Consider the following 17277-nt stretch of genomic DNA (forward strand, 5'->3'; position numbering starts at 1 on the left):
TCGATGAGGATAGCCCGCGCACCGGGGGTGTGCGCAACCGGCGCGCGCTGCCGATCTCGCGGCCTCGTCCTGGCGCGGTGTCGGCGCCGTCCGGCGTCAGGCGATCGGGTCCACCAGGGCGACGTGGCTGGAGGCCACGCGTTGCGGGACGCCGTCGAACGCGGCCTCGCGTTCGGGTGAGGTCATGTAGGCGGCCTCGGCGGCTGTGAAGCCTGCGGCATCCGTCGGCAGGCTCAGAGCCCAGCTGAACTTCGACGCCTCGCGGTCGAGGTAGGCGAACTCCACGACGAAGCCGTGGGCGCTGCGGGCCGGGACGAGGCGGGTGTTCCACCACTCGAGAAAGGCGTCGATCTCGGTCGGAACGAGGTCGTACAGGCGCAGCTGGGTGGTGGTCGTCATGAGCGCCAGCCTACTGTTCGCCCGTGTCGGAGTTCACGCTGAGGGGCGTCGCGATGTCCTCCAATGACCGGTTCTCGGCGTCGACACCCAGGAACACCTCGACCAGGCCTGCCGCGATCATGAGCGTCGCTCCGATGAAGTAGCCGAACGCCACAGCCTGGATGCCGTCCTCGATGAACTGGCCGAACAGGATCGGCCCGATGATTCCGCCGAGGCCGGTACCGACGGCGTAGAAGAAGGCGATCGCCATGGCGCGGGTCTCCATCGGGAAGATCTCGCTCACGGTGAGGTAGGCGGCGCTGGCGCCGGCGGAGGCGAAGAAGAACACGATCACCCAGCAGACGGTGAGAGTGACGGCATCCAGGATGTGAGCCTGGAACAGGATGCCGGTGACGATCAGCAGCACGCCCGACCCGATGTAGCAGCCCGAGATCATCACCCGGCGGCCGATGGTGTCGAAGAAGCGGCCGAGCAGGAGCGGGCCGAGGAAGTTGCCGATCGCGATCGGCACGAGCGACCACGGCGCCACGTCGTCGGGCACGTCGAAGAGTTTCGTGAGCACCAGGGCGTAGGTGAAGAACACCGCGTTGTACAGGAACGCCTGACCGATGAAGAGGGAGAGCCCGAGCACGAAGCGCTTCGGGTACTTCGTGACTCCCACCCGCACGATCTCGCCGAAGCCCGTGGTCTTGCGCTGCTTCACCTCGAGGTAGTCGTCGACCTCGTCGAGCTTCGCGCCCGTCGCCTCCGAGACCTGCTTCTCGACGTCGTCGACGATCTTCTCCGCGCTCTCGAGGTCGCGGTGGATGAACAACCAGCGCGGCGACTCCGGCACGTTGCGTCGAACGAACAGGATGCAGAGGCCCAGGACGGCGCCCAGGCCGAAGGCGATGCGCCAACCGAGCTCGGGCGGGAAGATCGCCGTGTTCAGCAGGAACACCGAGAGGATGGCGCCGAACGCCGTGCCGAGCCAGTACGAGCCGTTGATGGCGAGGTCGATCTTGCCGCGGTGGCGGGCCGGGATGAGTTCGTCGATGGCGGAGTTGATGGCCGCGTACTCGCCGCCGATTCCGGCGCCGGTGAAGAATCGGCAGATGAAGAAGAACATCGGGTTGAACGAGAACGCCGTCGCCACCGTCGCGAGGAGATAGACGCCGAGGGTGATGATGAACAGCTTCTTGCGGCCGAACCTGTCGGTCAGATAGCCGAAGACGAGGGAGCCCGTACAGGCGCCGGCCACGTAGATGGCCGCAGCGAGGCCGATCTGGGCCGTCGTGAGGCCCAGGCCGCTGTCCTCCTCGGTGAGCCGGCCCGCGATCGACCCGACGATCGTCACCTCGAGGCCGTCGAGGATCCACACGGTGCCGAGGCCGATCACCACCATCCAGTGCCAGCGCGCCCACGGCAACCGGTCCATGCGTCCCGGGATGTTGGTGCGGATGATCTTGGCGGTGTCGGTCGTCGTCATGCCGTTCTCCTTCGAACCCCTCAACGCTAGGGACGGCGCTGTCGGCGCTTCGACCCCTTGCGCTCCAGCGCGATCAGGAGGAGCATCCGCCCTTCCGCATCCGTCGCCCTCCCGCAGCGCCGATCGCGGGAATAGGCTGATGCCATGATGAGAGACGCCGTCATCGTCGACGTCGTGCGGACTCCGAGCGGGCGTGGCAAGCCCGGCGGGATGCTGTCGCACGTGCACCCCGTCGACCTGCTCGCCGGGGTGCTGCGCGAGCTCGTCGACCGATCGGGCCTCGATCCCGTGCTGATCGACGACGTGATCGGCGGATGCGTCAGCCAGGTGGGGGAGCAGAGCTACAACGTCGTGCGGAACGCCGTGCTGTCGGCCGGCTTCCCGGTGAGCGTTCCCGGGACCACCGTCGACCGCCAGTGCGGATCGAGTCAGCAGGCCGCCTCGTTCGCAGCGCAGGGGGTGATCGCCGGTGCCTACGACATCGTGATCGCGTGCGGCGTCGAATCGATGAGCAGGGTGCCGCTCGGGTCGTCGCTCGGCGCGCAATCTCCCTACGGGTCCGGCATGGCCCAACGGTTCCCCGACGGGCTCGTCGGGCAGGGCGTCTCGGCCGAACTGATCGCCGCCCGCCACGGATTCGGGCGGGACGAGCTCGATGAGTTCTCGGCGGGTTCGCACGCCAGGGCCGCCGCCGCGGCGGCCCGCGGAGACTTCGACCGCGAACTCATCGCCGTCTCCGGAGTGGAGGAGCTCGCCGATGAGACGGTGCGCGCCGACACGACGGCATCCGGACTCTCGGGCCTTAAGCCGGCCTTCCGCACCGATGAGCTCGCCGCACGCTTTCCCGAGATCGACTGGCGCATCACCCCGGGCAACTCGTCGCCTCTGACCGATGGGGCCTCGGCGGCGCTCATCATGAGCAGCGCCAGGGCCGACGAGCTGGGTCTCACGCCACGCGCCAGATTCCACGCCTTCGCCGTCACCGGGAGTGATCCGCTGCTGATGCTCACCGGCGTCGTTCCCGCCACCCGCAAAGTGCTCGACCGTTCCGGCCTGAGCATCGACGACATCGCCGTCTCCGAGGTCAACGAGGCCTTCGCGCCCGTGCCGCTGCTCTGGCTCCGGGAGCTCGAGGCCGATCCGGCGACGCTCAACCCGCAGGGCGGAGCCATCGCCCTCGGCCACGCGCTCGGGTCGTCCGGCACGCGGCTGCTTGCGACTCTCCTGAACTCCCTCGAGCGGAGCAGGGGGCGCTATGGACTGCAGACGATGTGCGAGGGCGGCGGAATGGCGAACGCGACCATCATCGAGCGTCTCGGCTGAGGCCGAGCCCACCAGAACCATCAGCGCGACCAGAACCATCAGCGCGACCACAACCATCAGAAGGAGAACAACGGATGCGGATCGACAGACTGTCGGCACTGGTGACGGGCGGGGCCTCCGGCCTCGGCAGGGCGACGGCGACAGCCCTCCACGCGGCGGGGGCGAGCGTCGTGCTGGTCGACCTGCCGTCGTCGGCGGGCGCCGCGATCGCCGCGGAGCTGGGCGAACGGGCGCGCTTCGTCGCAGCCGACGTGACGAACGAGGTCGAGGTGCAGGCCGCCATCGACGCGGCGCAGGAGATGGCGCCGCTTCGCGTCGTCGTCAACTGCGCGGGAATCGCCACGGCCGGACGCACAGTCGGACGAGAGGGACCACTCGACCTCGGCGCCTTCGAACGCACCGTCATGGTGAACCTCGTCGGTACGTTCAACGTCGCTCGTCTGGGCGCAGCGGCCATGGCCGCGAACGATCCCGTTGAGGCATCCGCCCTTGCCGGCGTGCCCGAGACGGCGGAGCGCGGAGTCATCATCAACACGGCATCCGTCGCCGCATTCGACGGGCAGATCGGTCAGGCCGCCTACTCGGCGTCGAAGGGGGGAGTGGCCGCGATGACGCTGCCGCTGGCCCGCGACCTCTCGAAGCTGCTCATCCGCGTGATGACCATCGCGCCGGGCATCTTCGAGACTCCGATGATGGCCGGGATGCCCGATGAGGTGCGGGCGTCGCTCGAGGCGCAGATCCCGCATCCGTCACGGATGGGAACCCCGGCCGAGTACGCCGCGCTCGCCCGGCACATCGTGGAGAACCCGATGCTGAACGGTGAGACGATCAGGCTGGACGGCGCCATCAGGATGCAGCCGAAGTAGGCGATCCCGGCGCGCTGCCGTCAGCGCTGCGCCGACAACCGCGGGTGGTGCACCCTGTAGGCATTCAGGAAGCCGTCGATGACGTCCCAGGTGGCGATGAGGACCAGACCGGCCACCACGATGATGCTCGTGATCTGCCAGGCCTCGGCGAAGTTCTCGTCGGTCTGCCGGGCGGCGGCGTCGACGAACGCCGGGTTGAGCAGCCTTCCCTCGACCCAGAGCCAGACGGCCGGAACTGTGAAGGCCAGGTTGAGCGCGATGTTGACCGCCGCGAGGGGATAGCTCCAGCCGCGGAAGTAGACGGCGAAGGCGAAGCCGATCTCGGCAAGCGTCACGGCGATGAACCAGGGAATCCAGAACGTCCAGAGTTCCTGGTTCAGCACGGGCAGGGAATCGCCGGAACCGGCGAGATAGGGATTGAACTGCTGCCACACCAGGGCGACGATGAGGAGCACGAGGAACGCGACGCTGGCGACGAGTTGGCCGAGAGCCGAGCGCTGCGTCGGCGACGGCACCTCGGGCAGCTGGTCGGGGGACCACACCACCATCGGAGCGCCCTTCGCGCTGCGGTCCATGATCACGAAGACGACGGTGGTCCAGAATCCGATGTTGACGGTCACCTGGATGGCACCCCCGATCATCGATCCGATGATGCCGCCCGCTGGGGCACCGGCGACGAACTGACCGATACCGATACCGACGGCGGCGATGGGGACCACGATGGCGAGGAGCAGCTTCAGCAGCCGCAGCCAGAGCAGGTAGTACTCGGGGCCGATGAGGGTGAGAGGGCGATCGGCGTAGCGAGCGGCCAGGGCGAGCGGGTCGCCGAGTTCGACGATGGCGTCGCGCTCGGGTGAGGTCGAGCCGGCCTCGAGCCGGGCGTCGACGGCGTCGGCCACGAGCCCGCGCACCTCCTGCTCGAGCTCGGGGCGCTGCTTCTCGGGTGCCGTGCGGACGACGGCCCAGACGTAGCGATCGGTGAGAGTGGTCATGAGTCTTCTCCTCGGATGAGACGGCGGAGGGAGTCGTCGATACGACCCCAGTCCTCGGTGAGAGCTGATGCCATCTGCTCGCCCTCCGCGCTCGTTCTGTAGAACTTGCGGGGGCGGGATTCATCGGTGTTCCAGGCACTGGTGAGCAGTCCCTGCTTCTCCAGGCGTCGGAGCAACGGATAGAGGGTGTTGGCATCGACGCTGAAACCGAGGGTGTCGAGCGTCTCGAGCAGCGCGTAGCCGTAGTCGGGGGTGCGCAGCCGCAGCAGGCAGGCGAGCACGACGGTTCCACGGCGCAGTTCCTGCAGGTGTCCGGTGATCAGATCGTCTTCGCCCATGTGTCACACCATACTGTGCGACACACAGTATTGCAACGGACTACTTCGAGCTGTCGACGGCGTGCGCCTCGAGGAAGGAGTAGACGGCGGCGTCATCGACGCCGGGGAAGGTTCCGGATGGCAGGGGGGAGAGGATCTGCGCGTGCAGTCTGGCGCTCGGCCAGGCCTGTCCCGCCCAGCGGTCGGCGAGTTCGGCTGGAGCTCGGCGGCAGCAGGACTCGTCGGGGCACGTCGACACGGCCCGCACGGTGGTCTCGCGACCTCGGAACCACTTCGCCTCGCTGAACGGCACCCCCAGCGTGATGGAGTACTCCCCGTCGTCCGACCGGCCGGTCTGGGTCGCGCACCAGTAGGTTCCGGCGGGCGTGTCGGTGTACTGGTAGAACTCCGTGGTGCGGTTGGTGTGGGTGAAGGCCGTCCGTGCGCTCCACTTCTTGCACACCCACTGGCCCTCGATGGAGCCGGTGACGTCCGTCGGCAATGGAAGGCCATCGTTCTCGTAGCCCTTCAGCAGGGCACCGTCGCCGTTGACCCTCAGGAAGTGCATGGTCATGTCGAGGTGCACAGTGCCGAGGTTCGTGAACCGCAGAGCCGCCGCCTCGTGCGTCACGCCGAAGGCGTCGCGGAAGTCCTCGATGGCCAGGCGCTTCTCCTTCTTCGCCGCCTGCAGGAAGGCGACGGATGCCTCCTGCGGCATCAGGCAGCACGCCGCGAAATAGTTGATCTCGAGTCTCTGCTGGAGGAACTCGGCGTAGCTGGCCGGGCGCTCATGGCCGAGGATGCGGTGAGCCATGGCCTGCAGCGCCATGGAGCGCAGGCCGTGCCCGCCCGGGATGGACGCCGGGGGCAGGTAGATGCGTCCGTTGGCGATGTCGGTGATGGACCGGGTCGAGTCCGGCAGGTCGTTCACGTAGATGAGCTGGAACCCGAGCTGTTCGGCCATCACGCTGACCTCCCGGTGGGTGAGGGCTCCCACGCGGTGCCCGGAGGCCCGGACGCGCTCCTCGGCGAGCCGTTCGATCTCGGGCAGGTGATTCTGCTTCTGCCGCATCAGCTCGCGCAACTCGGTGTTGGCCCGCCGAGCCTCCTCAGGGGTCGCGATGGCCTCGGAGGCCCGACGGGCGAGCTCGCGGTGGAGGCCGAGCATGGCCTCGAGGGTCTCATCCGGCGTGCCGCGGGTGGGCTTGACGGCCGGAAGTCCGAGCGAGACGTACAGCGGATTGCGCTGCGCCTTCGCCAGCTCGATCTCGAGGGCCGCCCGTCTGTTCGGGGCCTCGGTGGCCAGCAGGGCCGTGAGGTCGACGTCGAGCGCACCGGCGATGGCCTGCAGCGTGCCGACCCTGGCCTCGCGCTTGCCGTTCTCGATGAGCGAGAGCTGGCTGCCGGCGATGCCGACGCGCTCGCCGAGTTGGTCGAGGGTGAGCCCGCGCTCGCCGCGGAAGTGGCGGATGCGGTGGCCGAGAGTGCTGAGATCCGAGCCGCGTTGGTTCATCTCTTGAGAATAGCGAAACTTTGACGATTCTTAACGGCTGATTAGCTGCATCCGGCCGCCAGAAATGCGTGAACCTTAAGTCACCAGCTCCTCACCGACGCAGGATCAACCGAAAGGCGAGCCATGACCATCTCCGACATCGCAACGGGTACGGCCTCCGACGGACGCGAGCAGGACGACTCCGGTCCGCGTGTCGGCACCACGGATCGCGGCCTCCGCACGTGGGTGGACGAGATCGCCGCCATCACCCTGCCCGACGCCATCGTGTGGTGCGACGGCTCGATGGCGGAGGCCGACAGACTCACCAAGGAACTGGTTGCGAGCGGGCGACTCATCAGGCTGAACCCGGAGTGGCGGCCGAACAGCTACCTGGCGCGCACCGACCCCGACGACGTCGCCCGGGTCGAGGACCGCACCTTCATCTGCTCAACGTACGAGGAGGATGCCGGTCCGACGAACAACTGGCGCGATCCGCGGGAGATGCGCGAGGAGCTCCGGGGCGTCTTCGCGGGCTCGATGCGCGGGCGCACGATGTACGTCGTGCCGTTCTCGATGGGGCCGCTCGGCGGTCCCATCTCGCAACTCGGCGTCGAGATCACCGACTCGCCCTACGTCGTGCTCAGCATGGGCATCATGACCCGCATGGGCGACAGGGTCTACCGCATGATCGAGGACGGCGAGCCGTGGGTGCACACCGTGCACAGCGTCGGGTACCCCCTGCGCGACGAACGCGGATTCAAGCGCACGGACGCCGACTGGCCGTGCAACCCCGAGAAGTACATCGTGCAGTTCCCCGACACCCGCGAGGTGTGGTCGTTCGGATCGGGCTACGGCGGCAACGCCCTGCTCGCCAAGAAGTGCTTCGCCCTGCGCATCGCCTCGGTGATGGGACGCGACGAGGGCTGGCTGGCCGAGCACATGCTGCTCATCAAGATCACCTCGCCCGAGGGCCGTGCCTACCACGTGGCGGCGGCATTCCCCTCTGCCTGCGGCAAGACGAACCTGGCGATGCTGCGCCCATCGATCCCCGGATGGAGCGTCGAGACGCTGGGCGACGACATCGCCTGGATGCGACCGGGGGAGGACGGCCGGCTCTGGGCCATCAACCCCGAGGCCGGGTTCTTCGGAGTCGCGCCCGGGACCGGCGAGACCACGAACCCGACGGCCGTGCAGACGCTCTGGGGCAACACCATCTTCACGAACGTCGCCCTGCGTCCCGACGGCGACGTCTGGTGGGAGGGCCTCACCGATGCCGTGCCCGCCGAGCTCACCGACTGGACCGGGCAACCGTGGACGCCGGATTCGGGTCGGCCCGCGGCGCATCCGAACTCCCGCTTCACCGTGGCGGCCGCTCAGTGCCCGACGATGGCCGACGACTGGGAGTCCTTCGCCGGGGTCCCGATCGACGCGATCCTGTTCGGCGGGCGCCGTGCGACGAACGTGCCGCTGGTGGCGCAGGCCCGCACCTGGAAGCACGGCGTGTTCATGGGAGCCACGATCTCGTCGGAGAAGACGGCCGCAGCAGAGGGCACAGTCGGCGAGCTCCGACGCGACCCCTTCGCCATGCTGCCGTTCTGCGGATACAACATGGCCGACTACTGGGGCCACTGGGTGAAGATGGGGCGCACCCTCGGCACGCAGGCTCCGGCGATCTTCCAGGTGAACTGGTTCCGCAAGGGCGAGGACGGCTCGTTCCTGTGGCCGGGCTTCGGCGAGAACGCGCGAGTGCTCGAGTGGATCGTCCGTCGCCTCGAGGGAACGGCGGATGCCGTGTCGACGCCGATCGGCCTGCTGCCAGCCGAGGGATCGCTCGACGTCGACGGGCTCGACCTGGCGCCCGATGACCTCGCCGCCCTGTTCGACGTCGACGCCGCGTCGTGGCTTGCCGAGTGCGACCTCACCGAGGAGTACTTCGACCTGTTCGGCAGTCGCGTGCCGGCGGCGCTCCGGGCCGAGCTGGCCAGCATCCGGTACCACCTGGCCCGCTAGCCCGCCCGCCCCGCCCGCCCCGGCCGCCCGGGCCGCCGCCGGCCCGCCAGTCCGTCGAGTCGCCCACTTTCGTCGCCATCCGGCCCGGCCGAGCTCCCTGAAGCGACGAAAGCGGGCGACTCGGGGGTAGGGTTCGAGGGCGACGTGACCGTCAGCGCCGCCAGCCACGCTGGGCCAGCGCCCGCTCGACCTGCGCGTGGACGGATGCGGCGTTCATCCGCTCGACCCTGATGCAGATCCAACCCAGGCTCTGCAGCAGGTTGAACCGGTCGATGTCCTTGGCCCACTGGAGCGGATCGCGAAGATGGTGCTCGCCCTCGTACTCGACGAGCACCTTGTACTCGGGGAAGGCGAGATCCACCCGGGCGACGAACATGCCGTCAGCTGCCGAGATGACGTAGTTGAGCTCCGGCCTGGGGAGGCCCGCGGCGGCCAGCTGGAGTCGAACCAGGGACTCGCGCGGAGACTGCGATCGGTCCGTCAGCAGCGGAAGGGCTGCCCGAGCAGCTCGAGCGCCACGGGCTCCGGGATGCTCGCGGAGTTGACGGGCGAGCTCCTCGAGCGAGCACAGAGGCTCGGTCCAGCGAAGCAGACGGTCGCCGGCGATCACGAGGTCGTCGATGGAGAGACCCGTCGACGCGAGGTCGAGCCAGGTGCGCGCAGCGCGGGTGACCCGCAGGCCGTGCCACCGGATGACGTCGAACAGCGTCGCCTCGATGCTGTGGCCCCGAAGCCCGGCGGCGTGCGGCGCGCGGGCCGGAGCCATGACCGACAGGTGGGGCCGATCGTCGCACAGCACTCGCCAGGGGAGCGGGATGTCGAGGGCGATCGCCGCCGTCGTGTGGCTGAGGAACGCGTGGTCACCGATGCGGGCGCTGAGCAGCCGGGCCCGGTCGAGGTGGTCGAGCTCCGAGCCTGCCAGAACGCGCGTGCCGGCATACGGGGCGTCGAGATCGGCCCGGCGCAGGCGCTCGCGCGAGACTCCGGCCTGGAGGGCGTCGCCGACGACGAATCGGGATCCGACCTCGGAGGGAAGCGGCTGCGGTGCGCGAGACATCCCAGCACTCTGCGCCGCCCGCAGCCCGGCGCGGCAGGTGCCGCAGCCCCGGTGGACTCCCGCCGGGAGAGGACGCCCGGGGGAGGACCCCCGCCCAGCCGCCGAGTCGCCCGACTTCGTCGCCTCAGCCGCCGGATCGGGCGGCGGTGGCGACGAATGTGGGCGACTCGGCGATGAGTGCGTCGGGGGCGGGGTCGGTGTGGGCGGCGGGGGCGGGCGCGGGCGGTGAGGTCCGGGGCTAGACCAGGAGTTGGTGCCTGGCCAGGTCGCGGTAGAGCGGCGTGGACGCGACCAGCTCCGAGTGGGTTCCCGTGCCGATGACGCGCCCGTGCTCGAGCACCACGATCTGGTCGGAGTCGACCACCGTCGAGAGCCTGTGCGCGATGACGATGAGCGTGCGGTCCTCGGCCACGGCGTCGATCGCGTCGCGCATCTTCTGCTCGTTGACTCCGTCGAGGCTCGACGTCGACTCGTCGAGCAGCAGGATGGGCGACTCCGAGAGCAGCGCCCTCGCGATGGCGAGCCGCTGGCGCTCTCCGCCAGAGAGCATGACGCCGTTCTCCCCGACCTCGGCCGACAGTCCGGCCGGGTCGCGGTCGAGCACCTCGGACAGGTTCACCGCCGCGAGCACCGAGATGCACTGCTCGTCCGTCGCATCCGGAGCCGAGAGCACGAGGTTGTCGCGGATCGAGCCGGCCAGCACGGGGGCGTCCTGCTCGACGTAGCCGATCTGAGCGCGCAGGTCGTGCCGGTCGAGTGACCTGATGTCGAGGCCACCAAGCCGCACCTCACCGCCCGTCGGGTCGTAGAAGCGCTCGATCAGGGCGAGGATCGTGCTCTTGCCGGCGCCCGACGGTCCGACGAGCGCGGTGCGCTTGCCGCGCGGTGCCGTGAACGACACTCCGCCGAGAACCGCGGGGCGCTCCGTGGCGGGTGCATCGCCGTCGGGGTCGATCGCACTCGCACCGTCGAGTTCCGGGGTGGTCGGCAGCGAACCGGTCTGGGCCAGCTCGTCGAGCTCGACGAGGGGATTGATGCTGGGGCCGGGGTTCTCCGACGGCTCGACGATGACGGGGGTCACCGGGTAGGAGAACCGCACGTCGCGGAACTCGATGGCGGGGGCGTCGGGCAGCACGGCCTCGTTCGCAGCGCCGATGATGACGGCGAGGGGTGCGAGGTCGCGATCATTCTGGTCCTCGGTAGGCAGTTCGATGATCTCCTGGATGCGCCCGAGGGCACCGAGCGCCGAGTTCACCGAGGTGAGGGCGCCGAAGGCGGATCCGAGCGGGGCGATGAGCATGAACAGCAGCATGATGAATGCGACCAGGCTGCCGATCTCGATGTCGCCGGATGCGACCCTGAATCCGCCGAGACCGAGAACGACGAGCAGGGAGACCTGCAGCGCGATGCCGGCGACGGGAACGACCAGGGCGGAGATCCTGGCGACCTTGACGCCGGCATCGTAGGCTCCGACGGCGTGGCGTTCGACAGCGGCGATCTCGCGATCGGTGGCGTTGGATGCGCGTACCGTGCGGACGGCGCTGATGGAGCGCTCGACTCCCGACGAGAGCTCGCCCACCTTGGCCTGCGTCGCATGGCTGGCCTCGCGGATGCGACCGGAGAGCAGGGTCACGACCACGATCGAGACGGTGATCACGAGGGCCGTCGCCCCGAGCAGGACGGGGTCGATGACGAGCATCGCGATGAGGGCGCCGACGAAGAGCAGCACTCCGCCGACGCTGTCGACCAGTCCCTGGGTGAGCACAGCCCGCAGCAGGGTGGTGTCGCTGCCGACACGCGAGACGAGATCTCCGGTGCGGCGGCTGTCGAACTGCGCGATGGGCAGGTGCAGCATCCGCGCGATCAGGCGCTTACGGCTGGCCAGCACCACGGACTCGCCGGTGCGCTGCAGCAGATAGTGCTGATAGCCGCTGATGAGTGCCGAGACGACCACCAGCGCGATGAGGATCGTGACCAGGTTGCCGAGGTCGTCGCCGGCCTGCACCATGGTGATGAGGTTGCTGACGAGGAGCGGCTGCGCGAGGCTCGCCGCGGCGCCGAGCACGCTTAGCACGATCACGACGACGAGCACGCCCTTCTGCTCGAAGATGTAGGGGAGCAGTTGGCTGAAGGTGGCGCGAGGTCCGTCCTTCGGGGTGGAACGGCGGCCGAGGCCGCGCGAGCGCGTGGATGTTTCGCTCATGACTTCTCTCTGATTGCTGCGGATGCCTCTCGCGCTCTCACGCCGGCGGCATCCCTGGGGGAACGGATGCCTCAGCTGCGTCCGTACTTCTTGTGCACTGCCTGCTTGCTCACCTCGAGCGCGAGCGCGATGAGCTGCCAGCTTGCTCCTCGGGTTCGGGCGCGCCTGACGGCGACGGACTCGACCCTCTCGAGCTCGCGCCGCAGGCGGTGGATCGCGCGGAGCGACTCGATCGGATCGTCTCCGCCCGCGCTCGCGGCGAGGGTGTGAATCGTGGTGACGTCCATGGCGTCAATGTTAGTTGACGCATCGGCATTCGTCAATTCCGGTTGACGATTCGGGTCGGCGGAGGTCATGCCTTCCATTCTCACCCCGTTCCCTGTGGGAGAGCACCAGCGGCCACGGTCGCGGGCGACGCGCTGTCGGCAGTCTTCGCTAGGTTGGACGGGTGCCAGCCCCCGTCATCGTCGCCCGTGACCTCGTCAAGAAGTACCAGGACGTCGCCGCCGTCGACGGCATCTCCTTCGAGGTCGCTCCCGGGGAGTCGTTCGGTCTGCTCGGGCCGAACGGCGCCGGGAAGTCGACCACCATGCGCATGGTGGGTGCAGTCTCGACGCGCACCGGTGGCGACCTGAGCATCCTCGGCCTCGATCCCGACGTGCACGGCCCGGAGATCCGGTCGCAGCTGGGCGTCGTGCCGCAGGCCGACAACCTCGACACCGAACTGCGCGTGCGCGAGAACCTGCTGGTGTACGGCCGTTACTTCGGCCTGCAGCGCAGGCTCGTCGCCCAGCGCGCCGACGAGCTGCTGGCCTTCGCGCAGCTGGAGGGCAAGGAGAAGGCCCGCGTCGACGCCCTGTCCGGCGGCATGAAGCGCCGGCTCACCATCGCCCGCGCCCTCATCAACGACCCCCGCATCCTGCTGCTCGACGAGCCGACGACCGGACTCGACCCGCAGGCGCGGCACATCCTCTGGGACCGCCTGTTCCGTCTCAAGGAGGAGGGCACGACACTGGTGCTCACCACGCACTACATGGACGAGGCCGAGCAGCTCTGCGACCGTCTCGTGGTGGTCGACAAGGGCACCATCATGGCCGAGGGTTCGCCGGCCGAGCTCATCCGCACCCACTCCACGCGCGAGGTGCTCGAGGTGCGGTTCGGCAGCGACCGCAACGCCGAGGTCGGCGAGCAGCTCGCGCGCGCACAGGGCACCGAGGGCCACCGTGTCGAGGTGCTGCCGGACAGGGTGCTGATCTACAGCGACAACGGCGAGGCCGAGCTCGTCAGGATGACCGACGCCGGACTCCGACCCGTGACGAGCCTGGTGCGTCGATCGAGCCTGGAGGACGTCTTCCTGAGGCTCACCGGCCGGAGTCTGGTCGAATGAGCGCGACGACCGCGCAGTCGACGGATGCCGCCCGGGCCATCGCCGCCGGTCGTCGGTCGCGCCGATGGGGTGCGTGGTACGTGACCGAGCACAGGCTGCGCATGATGCGCACCTACACCGGCACCGTGGTGATCGCGGGCATCGGCAGCCCGCTGCTCTACCTCTACGCGCTCGGGGTGGGCCTGGCGACCATCGTCGACGCGAACATGGGCCCGGATGCCGTCGACGGCGTGAGCTATCTCGTCTTCGTCGCGCCGGCGCTGCTCGCCAGCGCCGCCATCGCCGTCGCCAGCGAGGAGTTCACCTATCCGATCATGCTCGGCTACAAGTGGAACCCGACCTTCACGGGAGCTGCGGCCTCCCCGATCCGCCCGGTGCAGATCGTCGACGGCGTCGTCTACTCCGTGGTCATCCGCATGCTGGTGAACCTCGTGCTGTTCTACGCGCTGATGCTGGTGTTCGGGGCATCGCCGTCACCCATCGGGTTCCTCGCCATCATCGCCGGGCTCCTCGGCGGGCTCGCCTTCGGCACCGTCATCATGGGCTACACGTCGACACTGCAGGAGGACACGGGGCAGCTCGCGATGGTGCAGCGCTTCATCGTGCTCCCGATGACGCTGTTCTCCGGCACGTTCTTCCCTCTGGCGACCTTTCCCGTCTACCTGCAGTGGATCGGCTGGATCTCCCCGCTCTGGCACTCCACCGAGCTGGCCAGGGTGTTCTCCTACGGCTACCAGGAGCCCATCTGGCTCACGTTCGTGCACGTCGCCTACCTGCTCGCCCTCATCGTGATCGGCTGGGCCTGGTCGCGACGCATCGCCGTGCGGAGGCTGAACTCGTGACTGGGGCGACGGACCAGGACTTCGCGCCGAGCAGCATCCGCCCCCGCCCCGTGCGATCGCTCTACGCCGGCAACGCGCGCGCGGTGATGCTGCGCGGCTGGCGGGCGACGGCCAGCACGAACTGGCTGGTCGTCGTGAGCGGCCTGTTCGAGCCGATCTTCTACCTGCTCGCGATGGGGATCGGGCTCGGCACTCTCGTCGGGGCCGTCACGCTGTCGAACGGCCAGGAGGTGAGCTACCCGGCCTACATCGCTCCAGCACTGCTGGCCGTGGCCGCCATGAACGGGGCCATCTACGACTCCACCTGGAACGTGTTCTTCAAGATGCAGTTCGCGAAGCTCTACGAGGGCATGCTCTCGACCTCGCTGGGGCCGCTCGACGTCGCCCTGGGCGAGATCCTGCTGGCACTCCTGCGCGGGGCGCTGTACGCCGTCGGGTTCCAGCTCGTCATGCAGGTGCTCGGGCTCAACCTGTCGTGGTGGGCGTTGCTGGCCCTGCCGGCCGTGCTCCTCATCGCCTTCGGCTTCGCCAGCGTCGGCATGGCCATCACGAGCTACATGAAGAGCTTCCAGCAGATGGACTGGATCAACTTCATCATGCTGCCGATGTTCCTCTTCTCAGCGACGTTCTACCCGTTGAGCGTCTACCCGCAGTGGTTGCAGTACGTGATCCAGGCGATGCCGTTGTGGCACGGCGTCGAGCTCGTGCGGGGTCTCACGACCGGCGACGTGGACTGGGGACTGCTCTGGCACGTGCTCTACTACGTCGTGATGATCGTGGTCGGCCTCGTGGTCACGACCAAGAGGCTGCGCGCGCTGTTCCTCGACTGAGGATCGCCGAGACCCGGACGTCGTCCGGGCCTCGGCGATCTGCGGGGACCTACGCGACGTTCTCCGTGTAGGCGACGTCGCCGGTGTCCTTGCTGATGATCAGGGCGACCAGCGTGATGGCACCCGCGAGGCTCAGGTAGACGCCGACCAGGACCGGGCTGCCGGCAGCGCCCTGCCACAGCGCGACCGCGATGAACGGAGCCAGTGCGGCTCCCAGGATCGACGCGACGTTGTAGCTGATCGCGGATCCCGTGTAGCGCACGTTCGTGGGGAAGAGCTCGGGCAGAACAGCACCCATCGGGCCGAAGGTGAGACCCATGAGGGTGAAGCCGACGATGAGCAGGGTCATCACTCCGATGGTGCCACCGGCGAACAGCGGCACGAAGAGCAGGCCGAACACGATGATGCCGATGGTGGTGATGATGAGCGTGCGTCGACGCCCGTAGCGCTCGGCGAGGGGGCCGGAGACGAGCGTGAAGACACCGAAGAAGACCACACCGATGATCAGCATGATGAGGAACGACTCGCGGCTGTAGCCGAGACCCGCGACCGGGGCATCCGTCGCCGTCGTCCCGTAGGTGAGGGTGAAGGTCGTCATGAGGTAGAACAGCACGTAGGTGGCCAGCATGATGAACGTGCCGAGGATGAGCGGGCGCCAGCTCGTCTTGAACACGCGGGCCAGCGGGAGCTTGGCGACCTCGCCCTGCTCGACCACCTTGGTGAAGGCCGGGGTCTCGATGAGCTTCAGTCGCACGTAGAGGCCGATGATGACGAGCACGGCGCTGGCGATGAACGGCACGCGCCAGCCCCACGCGAGGAAGGCGTCGGCGTCGATCGTCGACGACAGGATGAGGAAGACGCCGTTGGCCAGGATGAAGCCGATCGGGGCGCCCAGCTGCGGGAACGTTCCCCAGATGGCGCGCTTGCCGGCCGGCGCGTTCTCCGTCGCGAGTAGAGCAGCACCGCTCCACTCACCGCCGAGGCCGAGGCCCTGGCCGAAGCGCATGACGACGAGCAGCGCCGGTGCGAGGATCTCCCAGCCCGGGGTGAGCGCCGTGGGCAGGATGCCGATGATGAAGGTCGCGATGCCCATGGTGAGCAGCGATGCCACGAGAGTGCCCTTGCGGCCGATGCGGTCGCCGAAGTGTCCGAACACGATCGACCCGATGGGGCGCGCCACGAAGGCGACGCCGAAGACGGCGAACGACTGCAGGAGCGCAATGGTCGGGTCGGCGTTGACGAAGAACAGCGTGGGGAAGACGAGCACGGCGGCCGTCGCATAGACGTAGAAGTCGTAGAACTCGATCGAGGTGCCGATGAGGCTCGCCATGATCACACGGCTGCGGGTGTTGGCTGGAGCGGCGGGAGTCTCGGCGACTGGTGCTGACATGATGGGGCGCTTTCGGTGCAGGAGGGCGTCTGCTGCGCCGCGCACTGCGTCGGTCCGGCGCCATGGCGCGCAGCTGGGAGTTCGAAAGTCGCTTGTGGCAACCCGTCAACGCTACGCCCTCGTCCCCCGTGAAGGCCAATCGGGGTACGGATGCTGGCCTCCTGTGGGCCGCGCTTCTAGGCTGGCGCCATGAACGAACTCTTCAACGTGCTGCACGTCGTCACGGCCGTCTTCATCGTGGGCCCCCTGGCGATCCTGCCGATGACGGCTCTGCGTGCGCTGCGCTCGGGCAATGGAGCCCAGGTCGCCACCCTCGCCACGTCGACGTCGATCTTCGGGCGGCTGTCGATCCTCGTGGTCCTGCTCGGTTTCGCCGTGATGGGAACGAGCGATCCGAAGTACGGCCTGACGTTCCTCACGCCGTGGATTCTGTGGTCGCTCATCCTCTGGGTTGCGGCGGCCGTCGTCAGCGAGGCCGTCGTCGTGCCCTCGATGAGGAAGGCGGCGGCAGCACTCGGTGCCACGGCCGGGAGCGGCACATCGGGCACCAGCGGCACCTCCGACGCGTCTGGCGCGTCGCAGTACTACGGGCGCATCGCCGGCGGCAGTGGCGTGGTGTCGATCCTGTTGCTCGTCGTCGTCGTGCTCATGGTCTGGAAGCCGTAGGCGCGCTTCGACCGCGGACTGCGTCCGGGCCTCAG

The 17277-nt window shown here is 68.5% G+C and carries 16 protein-coding genes; 7 read left to right on the forward strand and 9 right to left on the reverse strand.

What is annotated here, in order from left to right:
• Positions 1 to 96: 96 nt before the first annotated feature.
• Positions 97 to 399, reverse strand: coding sequence for a hypothetical protein (locus ASC59_RS00080; RefSeq protein ID WP_055817203.1), 303 nt, complete (start codon positions 397 to 399; stop codon positions 97 to 99).
• A gap of 10 nt (positions 400 to 409) precedes the next feature.
• On the reverse strand, positions 410 to 1816 hold the full coding sequence (locus tag ASC59_RS00085) for an MFS transporter (RefSeq protein ID WP_055822520.1): 1407 nt from the start codon (positions 1814 to 1816) through the stop codon (positions 410 to 412).
• 198 nt (positions 1817 to 2014) lie between these two features.
• On the opposite strand from ASC59_RS00085, the gene ASC59_RS00090 reads away from it, so the two are divergent.
• Positions 2015 to 3190, forward strand: a complete 1176-nt coding sequence (locus ASC59_RS00090) for a thiolase family protein (protein ID WP_055822524.1) — start codon at positions 2015 to 2017, stop codon at positions 3188 to 3190.
• Between the two features lie 74 nt (positions 3191 to 3264).
• Complete coding sequence (locus ASC59_RS00095; protein WP_055817206.1) at positions 3265 to 4056, forward strand: SDR family NAD(P)-dependent oxidoreductase; 792 nt, start codon at positions 3265 to 3267, stop codon at positions 4054 to 4056.
• 20 nt (positions 4057 to 4076) lie between these two features.
• Here the strand turns inward: ASC59_RS00095 and ASC59_RS00100 are convergent, their stop codons facing one another.
• The 3 genes from ASC59_RS00100 to ASC59_RS00110 are packed head-to-tail and all read right to left on the reverse strand — an operon-like array spanning position 4077 to position 6878.
• A complete protein-coding gene (locus ASC59_RS00100; RefSeq protein WP_055817209.1) occupies positions 4077 to 5048 on the reverse strand; it encodes a hypothetical protein in 972 nt (323 codons plus the stop codon).
• The gene (locus ASC59_RS00105) at positions 5045 to 5386 is read right to left on the reverse strand and encodes a PadR family transcriptional regulator (RefSeq protein ID WP_055817214.1); all 342 of its coding nucleotides are present in this window, start codon (positions 5384 to 5386) and stop codon (positions 5045 to 5047) included. The genes ASC59_RS00100 and ASC59_RS00105 overlap by 4 nt, the downstream gene beginning before the upstream one ends.
• 40 nt (positions 5387 to 5426) lie before the next feature.
• Positions 5427 to 6878 carry a helix-turn-helix domain-containing protein gene (locus tag ASC59_RS00110; RefSeq protein WP_055817216.1) on the reverse strand — a complete coding sequence of 484 codons (1452 nt, stop codon included), beginning with the start codon at positions 6876 to 6878 and terminating at the stop codon, positions 5427 to 5429.
• 123 nt (positions 6879 to 7001) lie between these two features.
• On the opposite strand from ASC59_RS00110, the gene ASC59_RS00115 reads away from it, so the two are divergent.
• A complete protein-coding gene (locus ASC59_RS00115; RefSeq protein ID WP_055817219.1) occupies positions 7002 to 8867 on the forward strand; it encodes a phosphoenolpyruvate carboxykinase (GTP) in 1866 nt (621 codons plus the stop codon).
• 151 nt (positions 8868 to 9018) lie between these two features.
• On the opposite strand, the gene ASC59_RS00120 is transcribed toward ASC59_RS00115, so the two are convergent.
• The 3 genes from ASC59_RS00120 to ASC59_RS00130 form a co-directional block, all read right to left on the reverse strand.
• The gene (locus ASC59_RS00120) at positions 9019 to 9924 is read right to left on the reverse strand and encodes a hypothetical protein (RefSeq protein WP_055817222.1); all 906 of its coding nucleotides are present in this window, start codon (positions 9922 to 9924) and stop codon (positions 9019 to 9021) included.
• A gap of 238 nt (positions 9925 to 10162) precedes the next feature.
• The gene (locus tag ASC59_RS00125) at positions 10163 to 12127 is read right to left on the reverse strand and encodes an ABC transporter ATP-binding protein (RefSeq protein WP_055817225.1); all 1965 of its coding nucleotides are present in this window, start codon (positions 12125 to 12127) and stop codon (positions 10163 to 10165) included.
• Positions 12128 to 12198: 71 nt separating this feature from the next.
• Positions 12199 to 12414, reverse strand: a complete 216-nt coding sequence (locus tag ASC59_RS00130; protein WP_055817228.1) for a hypothetical protein — start codon at positions 12412 to 12414, stop codon at positions 12199 to 12201.
• A 161-nt stretch (positions 12415 to 12575) separates the two neighbouring features.
• On the opposite strand from ASC59_RS00130, the gene ASC59_RS00135 reads away from it, so the two are divergent.
• The 3 genes from ASC59_RS00135 to ASC59_RS00145 are packed head-to-tail and all read left to right on the forward strand — an operon-like array spanning position 12576 to position 15186.
• Complete coding sequence (locus ASC59_RS00135; RefSeq protein WP_055817231.1) at positions 12576 to 13514, forward strand: ABC transporter ATP-binding protein; 939 nt, start codon at positions 12576 to 12578, stop codon at positions 13512 to 13514.
• Positions 13511 to 14356, forward strand: a complete 846-nt coding sequence (locus ASC59_RS00140; protein ID WP_055817234.1) for an ABC transporter permease — start codon at positions 13511 to 13513, stop codon at positions 14354 to 14356. The genes ASC59_RS00135 and ASC59_RS00140 overlap by 4 nt, the downstream gene beginning before the upstream one ends.
• Positions 14353 to 15186 carry an ABC transporter permease gene (locus tag ASC59_RS00145; RefSeq protein WP_055817236.1) on the forward strand — a complete coding sequence of 278 codons (834 nt, stop codon included), beginning with the start codon at positions 14353 to 14355 and terminating at the stop codon, positions 15184 to 15186. Before ASC59_RS00140 ends, ASC59_RS00145 begins: the two co-directional genes overlap by 4 nt.
• 49 nt (positions 15187 to 15235) lie before the next feature.
• Here ASC59_RS00145 and ASC59_RS00150 read toward each other — a convergent pair whose 3' ends face one another.
• Positions 15236 to 16576, reverse strand: a complete 1341-nt coding sequence (locus ASC59_RS00150) for an MFS transporter (protein WP_055817239.1) — start codon at positions 16574 to 16576, stop codon at positions 15236 to 15238.
• A 189-nt stretch (positions 16577 to 16765) separates the two neighbouring features.
• On the opposite strand from ASC59_RS00150, the gene ASC59_RS00155 reads away from it, so the two are divergent.
• Positions 16766 to 17242 (forward strand): DUF2269 family protein, encoded by a 477-nt coding sequence (locus ASC59_RS00155; protein WP_055817242.1) that lies wholly within the window; start codon positions 16766 to 16768, stop codon positions 17240 to 17242.
• The last annotated feature ends 35 nt before the right edge of the window (positions 17243 to 17277 follow it).

The organism is Leifsonia sp. Root1293, assembly GCF_001425325.1.
Lineage (GTDB): Bacteria > Actinomycetota > Actinomycetes > Actinomycetales > Microbacteriaceae > Orlajensenia.